The organism is Halomonas sp. DP4Y7-1, from assembly GCF_019800705.1.
Lineage (GTDB): Bacteria > Pseudomonadota > Gammaproteobacteria > Pseudomonadales > Halomonadaceae > Halomonas > Halomonas litopenaei_A.
Map to the genome: position 1 here is coordinate 279,944 of NZ_JAHVKS010000005.1, position 16,560 is coordinate 296,503.

Consider the following 16,560-nt stretch of genomic DNA (forward strand, 5'->3'; position numbering starts at 1 on the left):
GACGACACTATCGTCATGCTCCCCGCGCCTGGCATCAGCCTTTTACGCTACCTGCACGATGGTCTTTCGCCCAGGCGAGAGACACTACATCATTGCCAGCTGCCGGGTGAACCGAGCCCAGGTCCAAGTTCTCGCCGCTGCGCTCAAGGGTGATTTCCACACGCCGATTTTGGCGCCGCCCCTCAACCGTATCATTTGACTGCACCGGGCGGTGGGAGCCAAAACCCTGAGTCTGAATCAGTGAAGGATTTACGCCTTCACTAATCAGATAGTCGCCCACGGCAGCCGCACGATTACGCGACAACGGGTCATTGATTCCATCGTTTCCGGTGCTGTCAGCATGCCCAGCAACAAAGATACGCACCAGATCATTGCGCGCGCGCAGCTGTGCAGCCAGCTGTCCAAGCTCGCGACGGGCACGCTCGCTAAGTACATAGCTGTTGACTTCGAACAGCGCATCGGCAGACATCACCACATCCGGGGCACGGGTCGTACCGGTCAACTCATCGATGGTATAGGCACGCGGCCCCACCGCGGGACAGACGATATCGGGCGTAATGGCAACGCCGTTGCTGTCCAGGTCGGCCAGCGTCGGCAGTCCATCCTTGCGAACCTCAAGTACTTCGAGCAGCTCACCGGTAGCCCGCAGGGTGCGCGCATCCGCCAATGCCACATCGAACTGGGCGTTCACGTAAGCACGACTTGCCTCGAAATATTCGTTCTCGATATCAAGCAGGTCGAGCAGCGAGCGCTGGCCAATATCGAACTGTTGCTTGTAGGCGCCACGCACGCGGTCAGTGGTCTGACGGTGCTCATTCAGGTAAGCCAACTGGTCACGCAGGCGGCGGGTGTCGTTGAAGGCAATCGTGGTCGTCTGGCGAATGTCCACACAGGCCTTATCACGCAGGTTGATAGCCTGTTCGACGCGGTCACTGGCGGCACGAAACGACGCTAGATCGCTGCCCCCACGATAGAGATTGATGCTACCCACCAGCTCGATGCTGTGGCGGTCTTCATGTTCATTGTCCGAGATGAAGTCGCCGTCCGTGTCGCTACCTTTATAGGTACCGGTACGACCCACCAGGTCCAATCGAGGGTGGAACGGCGCCTTGGTGCCTTCACGCTCGGCTCTGGAGGCTTCAATGTTCTCGATGGCCGCATGAAAGTCAGGATTGCCGTCATATGCCAGCTGCAGCGCCTGAGCAACATCGGCCGGGAGCAGCTCGGCAAAGGTGGGCGCCGGGGCCAGAGACTCCGGAGGGAGCTCGCCGACCAGCCGCTGGAAGCGCGCAGACACGTCATGCAGGTTCGACGCTTCGGTGATCAAGTTGGACTCGGCAAGCGCCAAACGACCGCTTATCTGCTCCAGGTCAACCCGGCGACCGGCACCGGATAGCGCCCTCGCCTCAATCTGCTGGTACACTTCCAAGTGTTTCTGGTAGTTATCCTGGGCCAGCCCCACCAGGCGACGGTAGCGCTGAACGTCAAGATAGGCATTGGTCGCGTCAAGAGCGGCGTCCTGACTCGCGCCCAGCAGTTCGTAGTAACGTACCAGCTCGGCACGACTGAGGCGTTCCACTTCGCTAGCAGTGGCAAAGCCGTCATAAATCATCTGATTGAGCGTCATCTCGACGTAATCGGTGTCGTAGCTCCCCTGCTGGTCGTTCTGCCGGTCTTCCAGGCCAACGCCAGCATTGACATCGATCTGAGGCAGATAGCCACCGAAGGCGACTCGCTCGTCGTGTCCTGCGGCCTGGAAGCCATTCCAGGCTGCCAATACCTCAGGATTGGTATTGATCGTTTGCTCCACCACATCGCGCAATGTCGCTGCGCCCGGTGAAGACGTGCCTGCTGGCAATGACTGTGCATCCTGCGCCAGTACAACAGGCGCCACCATCATCGCTGACGTGGTCAGCGCAACGGCTCGCACCAAAGGCCGCAACAGAGCGGAGCGAGCTTCTCGGCTGTAACTGTTCATCTGTGTTCCCTTAATTATCAATGGCCGCAGCCAGTACAAGTGAATCTAGTACCAACGAACTAGCTCAACAACCCAATTCACCGTTGAACCCGTCATGCTGACTCGGCGCTACCAGACTCATCATCCCGGTATGGGTGGCCAGCTTTTTTCCTTCAACGCCAAGCATCCAGCAACATTGTTGGCGATCGCCCCACCCCATCACCCGCTACAATACTCGCACAAACGATCACATTCTGTAACACCAAAAGCTCCAAACACTCATTCCAGGGGCGATTGAATGCTTGACACAGACAAATGAACTGCTCCTAAAAGTCATGAATCCCGTTCACTGGCTCAATCATGCTATCGTAGAAGCCAGCATCACGTACCCATTTCAGGAGTCTCAGATGGCCTCATCCGAAATCCAAAAAACCCGCGTCATCAATGAATTGACGGGATTCATCAAGAAACTGCTGCAGGACCCCAAGATCCTGGAAACCTCTCTGGAGATTGCCCGGCGTCACCTCGAAAAAGGCAGTGACAGCGGCGTCATGGCGGACATCGCCAACGAAATTTCTGATACCACCAGCATTCACATTCCTGACAGTGCTGACGAACACTCCGAGGCCGATCGTCTCTTCCTCGAACTCCTAAAAGAGGTAGTGCAAGAGGAAAAAGCGCTGTATTGACAGGCACATTACGGCGTAGCAATCACCATCGCTGACCTCCCCCCTGGCGGTCAGCGTTTTTTTTAATATCCATGCAAACATTGATCTAGATCACTATTGCCATTCTTACACTCACGCACCGAACTTCACACCATGGAATTTCGTCTTACGCTCTCCGCTGACGTTTCTACCAAGTCAGCCTCTGTCAGGCGCCATATGGGGCGCTGTCTAGCCACCAACGTCCGCAATGCACTGCGCCGGGAGCTGCCAGGGTCAAAGGTGGTTACTACACATGACCATCTAGTCGTACGACTCCCGTCCCATGTGGATAACGCCCAGCACACATGGGCACTCGACACTTTGGCGAGCACCCCCGGCATTCAGAAGATAGCCCACATCCAGCGGCGTGAATTGGCTGACTGGCGAGCGACCCTCGCCGGGCTCGCCCTGGAGAAGGCCGAGCAGGTGGAGGGACGCGAGTTCAGGATCAAGGTCAGGCGCAAGGGAAGGCACACTTTCAACTCCGTCGATGCAGAGCGCTTCCTGGGCGCCGAGCTGCTGCGCCACACGCGCCACGCCAAGGTCAATCTCACGCATCCCGACCTCACCATTTCACTAAGGCTCGACGGCGCTGAACTGATTGACGAAGTGGCTACTACGGCGGGCGTCGGCGGTTTCCCTCTGGGCACACAGGATCAGGCACTGGTGCTGATGTCAGGTGGCTTCGACTCGCCCGTCGCCGCCTACCGGATGCTCAGGCGCGGGATAAAGTGCCACTTCATTCTGTTTCGCTTCGGCGGAGAGGCACAGGAGCAGGCCGTCAGACAGCTGACCCATGACCTCTGGCGACGCTTCAGCGCGTCACACAAGGTCAGCTTCACCAGCGTTCCCTTCGAAAAGGTTGTCGACCAGCTCACCCGTGAGGTGCCCGACGGCCTGGTGTCCCTGGTACTGAAACGCCACATGGTGGCTGCCGCTGCTCGGGTGGCCCAGCGCGCCCGGATTCCCGCGCTGGTCACGGGCGAGGTGATCGCCCAGGTGTCCAGCCAAACCTTGAGCAACCTGGGGCTGATTGACAAAGCCAGCCACTTGCCCGTGCTGCGCCCCCTGCTGACAGAAGACAAACAGTCCATCATCGACGAAGCCAGGCGTATTGGCACCGCACAAGCGTCAAGCCAGATGCCGGAGTACTGTGGGGGTATGTCAGCTCGACCACTGGTGAAGACGTCCCTGGCAGCGCTGGAAGAAGCCGAAGCCAGGCTGCCAGCTGAGCTACTTGACGACGCCCTGAGCCGGATGCGCCAGTTTTCCGCAGATGACCCAGGTAAGGCTGAGCTAACGCCATGCCAGCCCCTCGATGAACTCACCATTGCGGAGCTCACCGCCGCAGCTGACGCCACTATCCGCGTCATCGACGTGCGCTCACCGGATGAAGCAGCTCGACGGCCACTGACCATTGCGGGCCACGAGGTCGAGCAGGTGCCTTTTTATGAATTGGCGACCCGAGCCGCTGCGCTGTCTCGGGACTCCCGCTATCTGCTGTACTGCGACCAAGGCATCATGAGCCGCCTGCAGGCGCTATCCCTCAAGGATCAAGGTCTGCCGCGAGTAGGCGTGCTGCTGGCTCGAAGCAAGCGCGACGCGGCATAAACTGGCGCGCTTACGACATCCCATCAGCATTTGCCTGAACTCAGGCGCTCACACACGATAGCGGATGCACTAGCGCTCGATCATGGCTACAATCGACGCCTGATTTTCAACGGGATATCACGTCACATCATGTCCACTTCCGCACCCGACAAGCGCCAGATTCTGGTTACCAGTGCCTTGCCCTACGCCAATGGAGCCATCCACCTGGGTCACCTGCTGGAGTACATCCAGACGGACATCTGGGTGCGGTTCCAGAAGAGTCGGGGGCACCAGTGCCATTATGTCTGCGCGGATGACGCCCACGGCACCGCGATCATGCTGCGTGCCGAGCAGGAAGGCATCAGCGCCGAGGCCCTGATCGATCGCGTGTCCCGCGAGCACCAGCAGGACTTTGCCCGCTTCGGAGTGGCCTTCGACAACTATCATTCGACCCATTCCGAGGAAAATCGCAGCTTCAGCGAGCTCATCTACACCCGCCTGCGTGACAAGGGTCACATCGCGACCCGAGACATCGAACAGATGTATGATCCGGTCAAGGGGCTGTTCCTCGCCGACCGCTTCATCAAGGGCACCTGTCCCAAGTGCCATACGGCGGATCAGTATGGTGACAACTGTGAGGCCTGCGGGGCGACCTACACCCCTGCCGAGCTCATCGATCCGGTGTCGGCCATCTCGGGAGCCACACCGGAAGTTCGCAGCTCGACCCACTACTTCTTCAAGCTGCCGGATTTCGCGGACTTCCTGAATGCCTGGATCAAGGACGATCACGTCCAACCCCAGATCCGCAACAAGCTGATGGAGTGGTTCGAGTCGGGCTTCAACGAGTGGGACATCTCCCGCGACGCGCCCTACTTTGGTTTCGAAATTCCCGACGCACCCGGCAAGTACTTCTACGTCTGGCTCGACGCGCCCATCGGTTATCTGGCCAGCTTCAAGAACCTGTGCGACCGCGAGGGCCTGGACTTCGACAGCTACTGGCAGCCGGATTCCCAGGCAGAGGTCTATCACTTCATCGGCAAGGACATCGTCTACTTCCACGCCTTATTCTGGCCAGCCATGCTGCACGGCGCCGAGATGCGCACCCCGACGGCGGTCAATTGCCATGGGTTCGTCACCGTCAATGGCGCCAAGATGTCAAAATCTCGTGGCACCTTTATCAAGGCGGCGACCTACGCCGAGCACCTCAATCCTGAGTACTTGCGCTACTACTTCGCTGCGAAGCTGACGTCACGCGTCGACGATCTTGACCTCAATCTCGAGGACTTTGCCCTGCGCGTGAATGCCGACCTGGTCGGCAAGGTCGTGAACATCGCCAGCCGCTGCGCCGGCTTCGTCAAGAAACTTGGCGACGGACGGCTGTCGTCCCACTGCGCGGAGCCGGATATGCTGGCGCGTTTCATCGCAGCGGGAGACGAAATCGCCAGCTACTACGAGCAGCGTGAATTCGGTCGTGCCATGCGCAAGGTGATGGAGCTGGCCGATGACGCCAACACCTACATCGCCGACAAGGCCCCCTGGGCCCTGGCGAAGGAAGCGGGACGCGAGCAGGAAGTCTTGGACATCTGCTCCATGGGCATCAACCTGTTCCGGCAGCTGATGGTGTATCTGGCGCCCGTCGTCCCCGCCATGGCCGAGCAGGCAGCGACGTTCATGAACCTTCACAGCCTTGACTGGAACAGCCGCGAAACCTGGTTGGGCGATCACCCGATCAACAAGTTCAAGCCGCTGATGACCCGCGTCGACGGCGACCGTATCCAGTCCATGATCGAAGCCTCCAAGGAGGACCTGGTGGAGGAACAGAAGCTCAAGGAAGCCCCCAAGGGCCCGCTAGCCGAAACGCCGATCGCCGACGAGATCAGCTTCGACGACTTCGCCAAGGTGGATCTGCGCATTGCGCGTATTGCCAAGGCAGAATACGTGGACGGCGCGGACAAGCTGCTCAAGCTGTCCCTGGACCTGGGCGGCGAGAGCCGCCAGGTGTTCGCCGGCATTCGTCGCGCCTACTCCCCGGAAGCCCTGGAAGGCAAGCTGACGGTCATGGTGGCCAACCTGGCGCCTCGCAAGATGCGCTTCGGCATCTCTGAAGGTATGGTGCTGGCCGCCGGCAATGACGATGGCATCTACCTGCTGGAACCCCACAGTGGAGCCGAGCCGGGCCAGCGCGTCAGCTAAGCTCGTGCTCTGCTACTCCCTGCCGGCGGGCTCTAGCCCGCCGGCCGCTATACCGTGCATGCCATGACCGACGTTCTCCTCGTTCTCGTCAGTACCGCCCTGGTCAACAACTTCGTTTTGGTGCAGTTCCTCGGACTATGCCCTTTTCTAGGGGTCTCCTCCAAGCTGGAGTCCGCCCTGGGCATGGCCCTGGCGACCACCTTCGTGCTGACCTTGGCGGCCGCCGCCAGTCATCTGCTGTACCGCTACCTGCTCGTCCCCTTTGAGCTGGAGTACCTGCGTACCATTGCCTTTATCGTGGTGATCGCCGTGGTGGTTCAGGCTACGGACATCATGGTCAGGCATACCAGCCCCCTGCTTCACCGGGTGCTAGGCATTTTCCTGCCGCTGATCACGACTAACTGTGCCGTACTCGGTGTCGCCCTGCTCAGCCTCCAGCGTGACAGTGGCTTCTTCGGTGCTGTGCTGTACGGCTTCAGTGCAGCGCTGGGTTTCTCCCTGGTGCTGATCATGCTCGCCGCCATGCGCGAACGCCTGGCTGCTGCAGACGTACCACGCCCGTTTCGAGGCCCTGCCATCGCCATGGTCACCGCCAGCCTGATGTCGCTTGCCTTTATGGGCTTTGCCGGCTTGGCGAAGGGGGCAATCCAGTGACCGCCCCTTCACTGCTCGGCCTGCTGCTGCTGGTAAGCCTGATCGGCAGCTGTGGCTTGCTGCTTGGATGGATGCACCGACGTTTCGGCGCCGGCGAGGACGGCCTGGTCCAGCAGATCGACGCGCTGCTGCCTCAGACCCAGTGTGGCCAGTGTGGTTACCCTGGCTGCCGCCCCTATGCCGAGGCAGTGGAGCAAGGCGAAGCGATCAACAAGTGTCCCCCAGGGGGCGACACCACCATTACCGAACTCGCCGCCTTACTGGGACGTGATCCCGTTCCCCTGGATGGCGAAGCAACCAGCACCACCATGGTGGCCTTTATTCGGGAAGATGAGTGCATTGGCTGTACCAAGTGCATCCAGGCCTGTCCCGTGGACGCCATTATCGGGGCGTCGAAGCTGATGCACACGGTGATTGCCGACGAGTGCACCGGCTGCGACCTGTGCGTCGCACCCTGCCCGGTTGACTGCATCGACCTGCTGGAGAGACCACCGGCGATGGGCGAATCCGTTCGTCTCATCGCGTCGGACCGCCCATCGGGAGAACACCATGTCAACGCGTGAACGCCTGCGGCGCTGGCTGGGTCTCGGCGGCTCCTGTGCGCCAGGCATCCGCCCTGACACCCGCAAGGCCCAGACCCGTGATCTCGGCATTCGACGCGCGCCGCTGCCACCACAGGTCTCCCTGGCGCTCAATGACAACTCCCACAAGCCGTGGGCCGAAACACTGCTGGAAGTGAACGACGGTGACTGGGTTCGGGCGGGCCAGCGCATCGCCCGCCCGGTGGGACATTTGGCACTGCCGCTGCATGCCCCCATCAGCGGACGGGTCAATTTGTCTGGCGCCGCGGCCATCACCTCCACCCGGGAGCGTGTAAGTGATGCACCAGGCATTGTCATCGTTGCCGAAGGCAGCCAGCAGATCCTCACCATGCGGCCGCTGGCAGCCGAGCAGGCATCTCCAGAGCAGATTTTTGAGCGCATCGCAGAGGCGGGTATCGCAGGCATGGGAGGCGCAGGCTTTCCGGCCGCCTTGAAAGCCAGAGCCGCCCACCGCGCCGGCATCGACACCCTGCTGATCAATGCCGCTGAATGTGAACCCTACATCACCGCTGACGATGCCTTGCTGCGTCACGACGCCGAAAGGGTCGTGAGCGGCGCGCTGATTCTCGCGCGCGCTACCGGTGCCACCCGCATCATCGCCGGCATCGAAGATGACAAGCCAGAGGCGGCCGAGGCGCTATCGGCCGCCCTCGCCATGTCTGCACTGCCGACCGACGTCGTGATCATCCCGACCCGCTACCCAAGCGGCGGTGAGCGTCAGTTGATCGACCGCCTGCTGGCGCGAAGGATGACGCCGCAGCAACTGCCGGTTGACGTCGGGGTGTTATGTCACAACCCCGCCACCCTGGCCGCCATCCACGACGCGGTGATTCGCGGCCTCCCCGCCATCACCCGCATCGTGACGCTGGCGGGTCAGGCGTTGAGTGCACCGGGCAACGTTGAGGCCAGAGTGGGCACACCGGCAGCCACGCTGTTGGCTGACGCTGGACTGGATACCTCCAGGCTCGCCAAGTTGATCGATGGAGGCCCACTGATGGGGCACCACCGGTCGCTTGCCAGCGCAGCGACAACCCCCACGACCCACTGTCTGATCGCGGCCACCGAACAAGAGCTGCCCAGCCCGCCCCCGCCGTCGCCCTGCATTCGCTGCAACGACTGCGTGCCCGCCTGTCCTGCGGGCCTGGCGCCTCAGCAGCTGTGGTGGCACACGCGGGTCGAAGATGACGAACGGGCCAAGGCCCACGGCCTGCTTGCCTGTATCGAGTGCGGCGCTTGCGACTATGTATGCCCCAGCCACCTTCCGCTGGCGGCATCCTTCGGCGAGGCCAAGCGCCGCCTGCGGGTTGCCGACGCCGAAAGGGCCAGGGCGGACCAGGCCCGAGCTCGCTTCGATGCCCGCAAGGAGCGCATGCAGCGCGAACAGAATGAGCGTGAAGCCAGACGCCAGGCGCGCAAGGCGGCGCTGCGACGTCCCGCTCCCAAGACCCCAGCGGATGACCACGCGCCCACCTCCTCGGCTCCCGCCGATCTGCGCAGCCTGCGCATCGCCCAGGCAGCGGCCAAGGCGGCGCTGCGTAAGGCAGAGAAGGCGCTCGAGCGTGCCGCCCAGCAGCAGCAACCCAGCGAGGTGCTGGCCGACCTCGAGTCTCAGCAGAGCACTGCCCGCGAACATCTAGAGGCTGCCAATGCGCAGCTGGCCGCCGCCCGCCAGGAAGCCCCGACATCATGAGCTACTTGCACCAGACAGCGCCTATCGCCAGCAGCGCCCGCGTGATGCGCAGCGTCTCGTTGGCCTGCTTGCCCGGCATCGCCGCTCAGACCTGGTACTTCGGTGCCGGTGTCATCACCAATGTGCTGACCGGCATCCTGTGCTGCTGTCTGGTAGAAGCCCTGATGCTCGCCGCAAGATCACGTCCACTGCGCCCAACACTGGCCGACGGTAGCGCCATGCTGACCGGCATTCTGCTCGGCGCGGCGCTGCCCGCTGGTATCAGTGTCTGGCTCATTCTGATCGGTGCCGTGGCCGCCATCGCCGTGGCCAAGCACCTCTATGGTGGGCTGGGGCACAACATCTTCAACCCCGCCATGGTCGGCTACGCGATGCTGCTGGTGTCCTTCCCGGTACCGCTGAGTCTATGGCCGGACGCCACAGGCTTTGGCGCCGGCGATGTCCAAAACCTCTCCCACCTGTGGCAGGGCTGGCTCGGCCAACTTGACGCGAACACATTGGACGCCGTCAGTGGCGCCACTCCCCTCGATGCGCTGCGTCAGCCTGCCGGCGCCTCGGTCATCGGCGATGCCAACCTCTCTTCACCTTGGGCCATCATCTCCCTGGCCTGGCTTTCTGGCGGGCTGGTACTACTGGCCCAGCGTCTCATCGACTGGCGACTGCCGCTGGCCATGCTGAGCACCATGGCAGTCCTGGCAGCGCTGTTAAACCAGGTGTCGGGTACTGGCTCCGTGGCATTTCATCTGTTCAATGGCGCCACCATCATGGGCGCCTTCTTTATCATCACCGATCCGGTCAGCGCTCCCGGCCATCGACGCGCGCGCTGGGTGTTCGGTGCCGCGATCGGCGCACTGGTCATGCTCATCCGGGGCTACGGGGGCTACCCCGACGCCATCGCTTTCGCCGTGCTGCTGATGAACCTCTCGGCCCCGCTGCTCGATCAACTGTGCTCAGGGACGCACCGCTCAGCCAGCGATGCGCCCAGGGGGAATTCATGACAGCCCCGACAGCGCCACCCTTACCAAGCCCGCGGGGGGCGGTCGCAACGCTGCTACTGCTTGCCGTCGTCACGTTAGCCAGCGTCGTGATAACGCACTGGCTGAGTGAGGCCCCGATCGCGGCCAATCGCGAGCACTATCAGCAGCAACTGCTGAAGCAGTTGGTACCGCCGCAGACAGCATCGATCGTTGCCCTCGACGACGTTCCCTCCTGGGAAGCGCGGGGGCCTAACGGCCAGCGACTCGCCACCGTTCACGCCGGTAAGGCGATGGGATACGGAGGTGCGATACGCCTGTTGGTCGCGTTCACCCCTGAAGGCAAGATCGTCGCGGTGCGCGTGCTTGAGCATCACGAAACCCCGGGTCTGGGGGACAAGATCGAACGACGCAAGAGTCCTTGGGTGGATCAGTTCGAGGGGCGCCATCAGGACGCCCTGGCGTTGACACCATCAGGTCCCATCGAGGCACTGACCGGCGCTACCATAACCTCAGAGGCCGTGATTCGCGCTGTCGTCGCCGCCACGCCAGCAGTCTCATCTGCCACCACCTCACCGCGGGAGACTCCTGATGAATGACGACTCGCATAGCTCGTCAGACAGCTCGTCAAATAGCTCCCTGACTCGCCAGCAGGCTCGCCAAATCGCCGCCAACGGACTGTGGAACAACAACCCTGCTCTGGTACAACTATTGGGGCTATGTCCATTGCTGGCGGTATCCGGCACCATCGTCAACGGCCTGGGACTCGGTCTTGCCACGCTGGCTGTCATGCTGGGCGCCAATGGCTGCGCATCGATGATAAGAGGTCACATCCGCCCCGAGATACGGCTGCCTGCCTTTGTCATGATCATTGCAGCGCTGGTGACCTGCACAGAACTCGCCATGGCCGCGATGGCCTACGAGCTTTATCAGGTGCTGGGCATCTTCCTGCCACTGATCGTGACCAATTGCGCCATCCTTGCGCGAGTAGAAGCCTTTGCCTCGCGCCAGCCGCTGGCCCCATCGCTGCTGGACGCGCTGATGAATGGACTAGGCTTCACCCTGGTGCTGATAGTGATTGGCGCCCTGCGCGAGGCTCTCGGCCAGGGCACACTGTTTGATGGCATGGAGCTACTGCTGGGTAGCGGCGCGGCTGACTGGGTGATCCAGCTACCGGGGGAGCGCCACATGCTGTTTATGGCGCTGCCGCCTGGGGCCTTTCTGATAACCGGCCTGCTGATTGCCGGCAAGAACGCCATCGACGACCACACCGCTCGCCGCCGCCCCGCCTCGCAGCCCCCTTCCGAGCAGCGAAGGGTGAGAGTCACCGGGACCATTCACTAGGCTCAATCACTCAGTTCAGCGCAACACCCAGTCACTGACTCAAGTCCCAACCTCCAGGCCGCAATTGAGCGTGACCGCAACCCTCGCTACGGGAGTCCCATGAACGCTGCCAAACGCCACGAAATCTTCACTCGACTGCGGGCCCATAATCCCGAGCCCACCACAGAGCTTCATTGGTCGACCCCGTTCGAGCTGCTGGCTGCAGTGCTGCTGTCTGCCCAGGCAACAGATGTCGGCGTCAACAAGGCCACGGCAAGGCTATTTCCCGTCGCCAACACGCCCCAGGCCATCATTGATCTGGGTATCGACGCCCTCAAGGACCACATCAAGACGATCGGCCTGTTCAACACCAAAGCCGAAAACCTGATGAAGACCTGCCATCTGCTGGTCCAGCAGCATGGCGGCGACGTGCCGCGTACTCGCCCTGAGCTAGAAGCACTCCCGGGAGTCGGCCGCAAGACCGCCAACGTGATTCTCAATACCGCTTTCGGCCAGCCTACCATTGCGGTGGACACCCATATCTTCCGAGTCTCCAACCGCACCGGCATCGCCAAGGGCAAGAACGTGATCGAGGTGGAGGAACGGCTGATGCGGCATGTGCCCAAGGAATTTCGCCAGGATGCACACCATTGGCTCATCCTCCACGGGCGCTACACCTGTGTGGCACGCAAGCCACGCTGTGGCAGCTGTGTGATCGAGGACCTGTGCGAGTTCAAGGAAAAGGTCGATCTGTAGCCTGACGTCCGACTCCTCAACGGCACGGCTAACGCCAAAGTTGAAGCGCATAGACCGTCAGGACACGTTACGCTGGCGCTCTATGCTGCAATATGAGCGATCAACCATGAACGATGTGCTGCGAGAACTCTGGATACCACTGGCCATGGCCTCGAGCTTCGGCGCCTTTACTGGCTCGCTGTTCCGCTTGAGCCGCCGCCCCGGGTCCGAACGTCCGCTGATGTTCCCGGTACTGGGCCTGCTGGGCGGCATCACCGCGTTCATGATCCACCAGGTGCTGGTGTGGACCGTTGGCGCCCCGACCTGGCTCCTGCCGGTACTGGTGGTCCTGCAAGTGTGGCTCTGGCTGGGGCCGCTGGGACCCAAGATGCCGCGGCGTCAGTCCCCTGGCGACTGAACGCCCATCGCAGCCCCCTGCGCTGTCGGTAGATACCCTGCCAGACCCTACGAGCCACCATTCCCGATCACGCCATGAAAAAGGCGCTCCTGCCACGGCAGGAGCGCCTTTTCTTTACCTACTGTCTCTACCTATTTTTCTACCTACTTCTCCGTTGTTGCCATCCACCTCTGTCACCTGTTCGACAGCGCCTACCCAGGCTATTCCCGAGTCGACGGACAGGGCGCTCCGCAGGGCGCGCAGGCGTTGGCATCCCGCTGATTCAGGGATGTACGGGCGTGACCATCTCCCATGTTGAAGGCAAAGGTTGGGCTGCTGAGATGATCCGCAAGTATCAGTACCAGGATGGCCAGCAACATGGCGATGATGCGGCTACGGCGGTAAGCGGCTTGCATGGCGCACTCCTTGTTCAATTGGGCAGACGGAACCAGGGCCGCAGGCGAATACCCACCAACGAACCAACAAAGGCGCAGGCGAACCACACCCAGGCATGCAGACTTCCAGAAGCCAAGCCCGAAAACAGCGCGCCGATATTACAGCCAAATCCCAACCTGGCGCCGTAGCCCAGCAGCAGGCCACCCACCACCGCGGCCAGAAATTGACGACCCTCTACCTTCTTGCGGCTGGCTTCGTTGAAGCGATTGGCCAGGCCCGCTGCCAGCATGGCCCCAAGCAGCAGACCGAAGTTCATTATCGAGGTGATATTGACCAGCACAGAGTCGGCCAGGGCCATGGCCGGATAGTCCCAGGTCCAGAACTCGAACTGGCTCATGTCCACGCCGATGGCCTGCAGCGCCTTTGCTCCCCACAGATTGAAGGCAAAGGTAATGCCCCAGGGGGCGCCTCCCACCAGCAGCGTCAGGGTGTTGCCGACTGCCAGCACCAATATGGCCCAAACGAAGGGCCAGCGGCCCTGCACGAGGGCCTTGAATGCACTCCCTTCTACTGGACGAAGGCGCAGCTCTGAACGCTCAAGCTCACCGTGAGCGCGACGCTCCACGCGATTGACCCACAGCGCGACCAAGCCCAGGCCGACCCACTGCACCGCTATCGCTCCCGGCACACCCACACTATCGATCAGACTGACCGGATCAAGACTGGGCAAGTCCAGCCACCAAGGCAGGTGGATCGAGCCGACCACCGCACCAATGATGAAGAACGCAAGCGTCACCAGCATGCGCAGATTGCCCGCGCCGACCGTAAACAGGGTGCCTGAACCGCACCCTCCGCCAAGTTGCATGCCCAGACCAAACACAAACGAGCCAACGATAAGCGAGGTGCCAATGGGCGCAACCGCGCCGACCAGACCGGGCTGGCCGCTGCCAAGCAAAGGAATCATCAATGCCGAGGTCAGGGCAAACAGCATCAGCTGCGCGCGCATACCGGCCCCGCGGCGTTTGGTGACCAGGTTTCGCCAACCGGCGGTAAAGCCGAAGGCACCGTGGTAAAGCGCCACGCCGAGCGCGATGCCAATGGCAAACAACACCACCAGAAAAGGCGCGGTCTCAAGCCATACCAGACCGCCCAGCACGACCATGCCGATCAGCGCCAGGCTGACGACGAAACGATCCACCTTGAGGGGGGCCTGTCCAGGAGTTTGTCCAGCGCTTTGCTCAGCGCCAGGTGGCCGAGCCCTGTGCGCGGAGCCAGCAGCGTCGCTAGCGGTGGCCGAAGCGGCCTGTGAAGACATCTGAGTCATGGAAGTGCATCTGTTCAAAGGAAGGAGTATCACCGCCGCCGGTGCCGCCACTGATTCACGGCGTCCTGGCGGCGGTCATCTAGGCATCGCCAATAGCCATCTAGAAGCTAACTATCTAAACGACACCTATCGAGGGATCACGGATCCAAGGGTCACTCGTCACCAAAGCCGAGCGCGTCCAGCACCTTGCCAAGCCCCTGCTTCGCCACCGCCAGCGGACGTGACTCATCCTGGGTCCACTCAGCCATGGAACCGTCATACAACGCCACGTTATCAAAGCCGGCAATTTCACTCAGCACGAACCAGTCAGTCGCTGCCCAGTGTCCGGTGTTGCAGAACGCCACGGTCTTGGCATCCGCATCCAGTTCTGCCGCCTGGATACGCGAGGTCACTTCCGCCGTATTCAACCGCCAGGCGCCGTCGTCATCGGCCAGCAGCGTCTGATGAGGCAGGTTACGTGCGCCAGGAATGGTACCTGGAGCAGTCGCTGCAGGAGACTGGTTGTCGCCCTTGAAGTAGTCCTCTGGGCGGGCGTCGACCAGCTGACCCTGGGACTCGCGGGCCGCCTCTACCTCTGCAGTCGTCGCCAGCAGAGCCTCATTCAGACGTCCTTCAAAGCGCACCGGATCAGGGTACTCTGCCGAGCCACTGGCCAGTTCGAGGCCTGCCGCTTTCCAACCGGCAAAGCCGCCGTCGAGGATCGCCACCTGCTCGTGACTCAGCACCTTGAAGGTCCAGTACACCCGTGCCGCGCTGCCAAAGTCCGTCGCGCCGGTACCCGCCGGCACCAGCACCACGGTATCGTCATTATCGATTCCGAGGCCGCCGATCAAGCGCTCAAGACTCGACACCGGCGGCATGACGCCGGTGACACCATCGCGGGTTTCCCGCCAGCCGTCCTCGGTATAGCTCGAATACAGACTGCCGGGAATGTGGGCTTCCTCGAAGCTTGACCGGTCACCGCCATTGTCGATGCTGGAGCGAATATCCAGCACCACCACATCGTCATTATCCAGGTTCGCTTCAAGCCACTCAGGACTGACCAGCGGCTCGACATCGGCTGCATGCGCGGAGCTCGCCATCGTCAGCGCCCCCGCAAGCGTCAGTAAGATGCGCATAAAGTTGACCTCTTGGGTAGGAGATCAACCCATTATCCTGCTCGCAGCTGCAAACTCAATATGCTTGGCATGAATAATGATTTACGTGCTCATAACCAAAACCGATCAGCCACCGGGTCAAACCTGTTCCCATAACGACGGTCGAGGCTCTGTCCGAAACGTCGACAAGCGCAGGCACTTTTCAGCCAAGCCCTAGAGTGAGAGCTCACCGCCCTTTTCCGTCGCACGGCCATAGGCGGGGCGCGCCCGGGTTTGCTCGAGAAAGCGCGTGAGCGCCGGATGGTCAGACAACATGCCCCGACCTTCCAGCGCCAGTAGCGGGAAACTCATCTGGATATCCGCCGCGCTGAACGTCTCTCCCGCGAACCAGCGGTGCTCTGCCAGATGCTGCTCCCAAAAGCCTATCAGCCGTCGTATTTCTGGCCCGAGATACTGCTCTTTTACCCCCTTGGCGAACATCTTGCCCAAAGGACGTACCAGAGCCGGCACAGGGGGCTTGCTGAGCCTGCCAAACACCAGATTCATCACCAGCGGGGGCATCGCCGAGGCCTCCGCATGGTGCATCCAGAACACATAGTCATCGTAGGCTTCACTGTCGACGGAGGGAGACAGCGCCTGCTCCCTGTCGTAATGGCGCAGCAGATACTCGATGATCGCACCGCTTTCTGCCACGACCCTGCCCGCCTGATGCTGGTCGGTGATCAGCGGCGACTTGCCTAGCGGGTGAACCTGCTTGAGGGATTCAGGGGCCAGCATGGTCTTGGGATCACGCCGATAGAGCTGAATGTCATAGTCGACTCCAAGCTCTTCCAGTAGCCAGACCACTCTGAGAGAGCGGGAGTTTTCGAGATGGTGCAATACGATCATGTGGTCTCCTTTACCCCATGGCTGAAACAGAAA

Annotated in this window: 16 protein-coding genes; 11 read left to right on the forward strand and 5 right to left on the reverse strand. The window is 61.5% G+C overall.

Annotation, left to right across the window (positions count from 1 at the left end; genetic code table 11):
• Positions 1-34 precede the first annotated feature (34 nt).
• Positions 35-1,978 carry a TolC family outer membrane protein gene (locus KUV72_RS12010; RefSeq protein ID WP_261317467.1) on the reverse strand — a complete coding sequence of 648 codons (1,944 nt, stop codon included), beginning with the start codon at positions 1,976-1,978 and terminating at the stop codon, positions 35-37.
• Between the two features lie 386 nt (positions 1,979-2,364).
• Between KUV72_RS12010 and KUV72_RS12015 the strand changes: the two genes are divergently transcribed.
• The 11 genes from KUV72_RS12015 to KUV72_RS12065 all read left to right on the forward strand — a co-directional run bounded on the left by KUV72_RS12015 (position 2,365) and on the right by KUV72_RS12065 (position 12,843).
• Complete coding sequence (locus KUV72_RS12015; protein WP_206939306.1) at positions 2,365-2,646, forward strand: hypothetical protein; 282 nt, start codon at positions 2,365-2,367, stop codon at positions 2,644-2,646.
• 339 nt (positions 2,647-2,985) lie between these two features.
• The gene (gene thiI / locus KUV72_RS12020; protein WP_222238565.1) at positions 2,986-4,275 is read left to right on the forward strand and encodes a thiazole biosynthesis protein; all 1,290 of its coding nucleotides are present in this window, start codon (positions 2,986-2,988) and stop codon (positions 4,273-4,275) included.
• A 129-nt stretch (positions 4,276-4,404) separates the two neighbouring features.
• Positions 4,405-6,447, forward strand: coding sequence for a methionine--tRNA ligase (metG, locus tag KUV72_RS12025; RefSeq protein WP_222238566.1), 2,043 nt, complete (start codon positions 4,405-4,407; stop codon positions 6,445-6,447).
• A gap of 63 nt (positions 6,448-6,510) precedes the next feature.
• Complete coding sequence (rsxA, locus tag KUV72_RS12030) at positions 6,511-7,101, forward strand: electron transport complex subunit RsxA (RefSeq protein ID WP_222238567.1); 591 nt, start codon at positions 6,511-6,513, stop codon at positions 7,099-7,101.
• Positions 7,098-7,664, forward strand: coding sequence for an electron transport complex subunit RsxB (gene rsxB / locus KUV72_RS12035; RefSeq protein WP_222238568.1), 567 nt, complete (start codon positions 7,098-7,100; stop codon positions 7,662-7,664). The genes rsxA and rsxB overlap by 4 nt, the downstream gene beginning before the upstream one ends.
• On the forward strand, positions 7,651-9,393 hold the full coding sequence (rsxC, locus tag KUV72_RS12040) for an electron transport complex subunit RsxC (protein WP_222238569.1): 1,743 nt from the start codon (positions 7,651-7,653) through the stop codon (positions 9,391-9,393). The genes rsxB and rsxC overlap by 14 nt, the downstream gene beginning before the upstream one ends.
• Complete coding sequence (locus tag KUV72_RS12045) at positions 9,390-10,391, forward strand: RnfABCDGE type electron transport complex subunit D (protein WP_222238570.1); 1,002 nt, start codon at positions 9,390-9,392, stop codon at positions 10,389-10,391. Before rsxC ends, KUV72_RS12045 begins: the two co-directional genes overlap by 4 nt.
• A complete protein-coding gene (locus KUV72_RS12050) occupies positions 10,388-10,966 on the forward strand; it encodes an RnfABCDGE type electron transport complex subunit G (RefSeq protein WP_222238571.1) in 579 nt (192 codons plus the stop codon). Before KUV72_RS12045 ends, KUV72_RS12050 begins: the two co-directional genes overlap by 4 nt.
• Positions 10,959-11,711 (forward strand): electron transport complex subunit E, encoded by a 753-nt coding sequence (locus KUV72_RS12055; RefSeq protein ID WP_222238572.1) that lies wholly within the window; start codon positions 10,959-10,961, stop codon positions 11,709-11,711. The genes KUV72_RS12050 and KUV72_RS12055 overlap by 8 nt, the downstream gene beginning before the upstream one ends.
• Positions 11,712-11,810: 99 nt before the next feature.
• Entirely contained in the window at positions 11,811-12,446 is a 636-nt protein-coding gene (gene nth / locus KUV72_RS12060) for an endonuclease III (RefSeq protein ID WP_206939354.1), read from the forward strand.
• Positions 12,447-12,552: 106 nt separating this feature from the next.
• On the forward strand, positions 12,553-12,843 hold the full coding sequence (locus KUV72_RS12065) for a hypothetical protein (protein WP_224907623.1): 291 nt from the start codon (positions 12,553-12,555) through the stop codon (positions 12,841-12,843).
• A 200-nt stretch (positions 12,844-13,043) separates the two neighbouring features.
• On the opposite strand, the gene KUV72_RS12070 is transcribed toward KUV72_RS12065, so the two are convergent.
• The 4 genes from KUV72_RS12070 to KUV72_RS12085 form a co-directional block, all read right to left on the reverse strand.
• Entirely contained in the window at positions 13,044-13,238 is a 195-nt protein-coding gene (locus tag KUV72_RS12070) for a hypothetical protein (RefSeq protein ID WP_206939357.1), read from the reverse strand.
• Between the two features lie 14 nt (positions 13,239-13,252).
• A complete protein-coding gene (locus tag KUV72_RS12075; RefSeq protein ID WP_315857893.1) occupies positions 13,253-14,416 on the reverse strand; it encodes a YeeE/YedE family protein in 1,164 nt (387 codons plus the stop codon).
• Between the two features lie 278 nt (positions 14,417-14,694).
• Entirely contained in the window at positions 14,695-15,660 is a 966-nt protein-coding gene (locus KUV72_RS12080) for a sulfurtransferase (RefSeq protein ID WP_222238573.1), read from the reverse strand.
• A 192-nt stretch (positions 15,661-15,852) separates the two neighbouring features.
• On the reverse strand, positions 15,853-16,527 hold the full coding sequence (locus KUV72_RS12085) for a glutathione S-transferase (RefSeq protein WP_222238574.1): 675 nt from the start codon (positions 16,525-16,527) through the stop codon (positions 15,853-15,855).
• Positions 16,528-16,560: the final 33 nt, after the last annotated feature.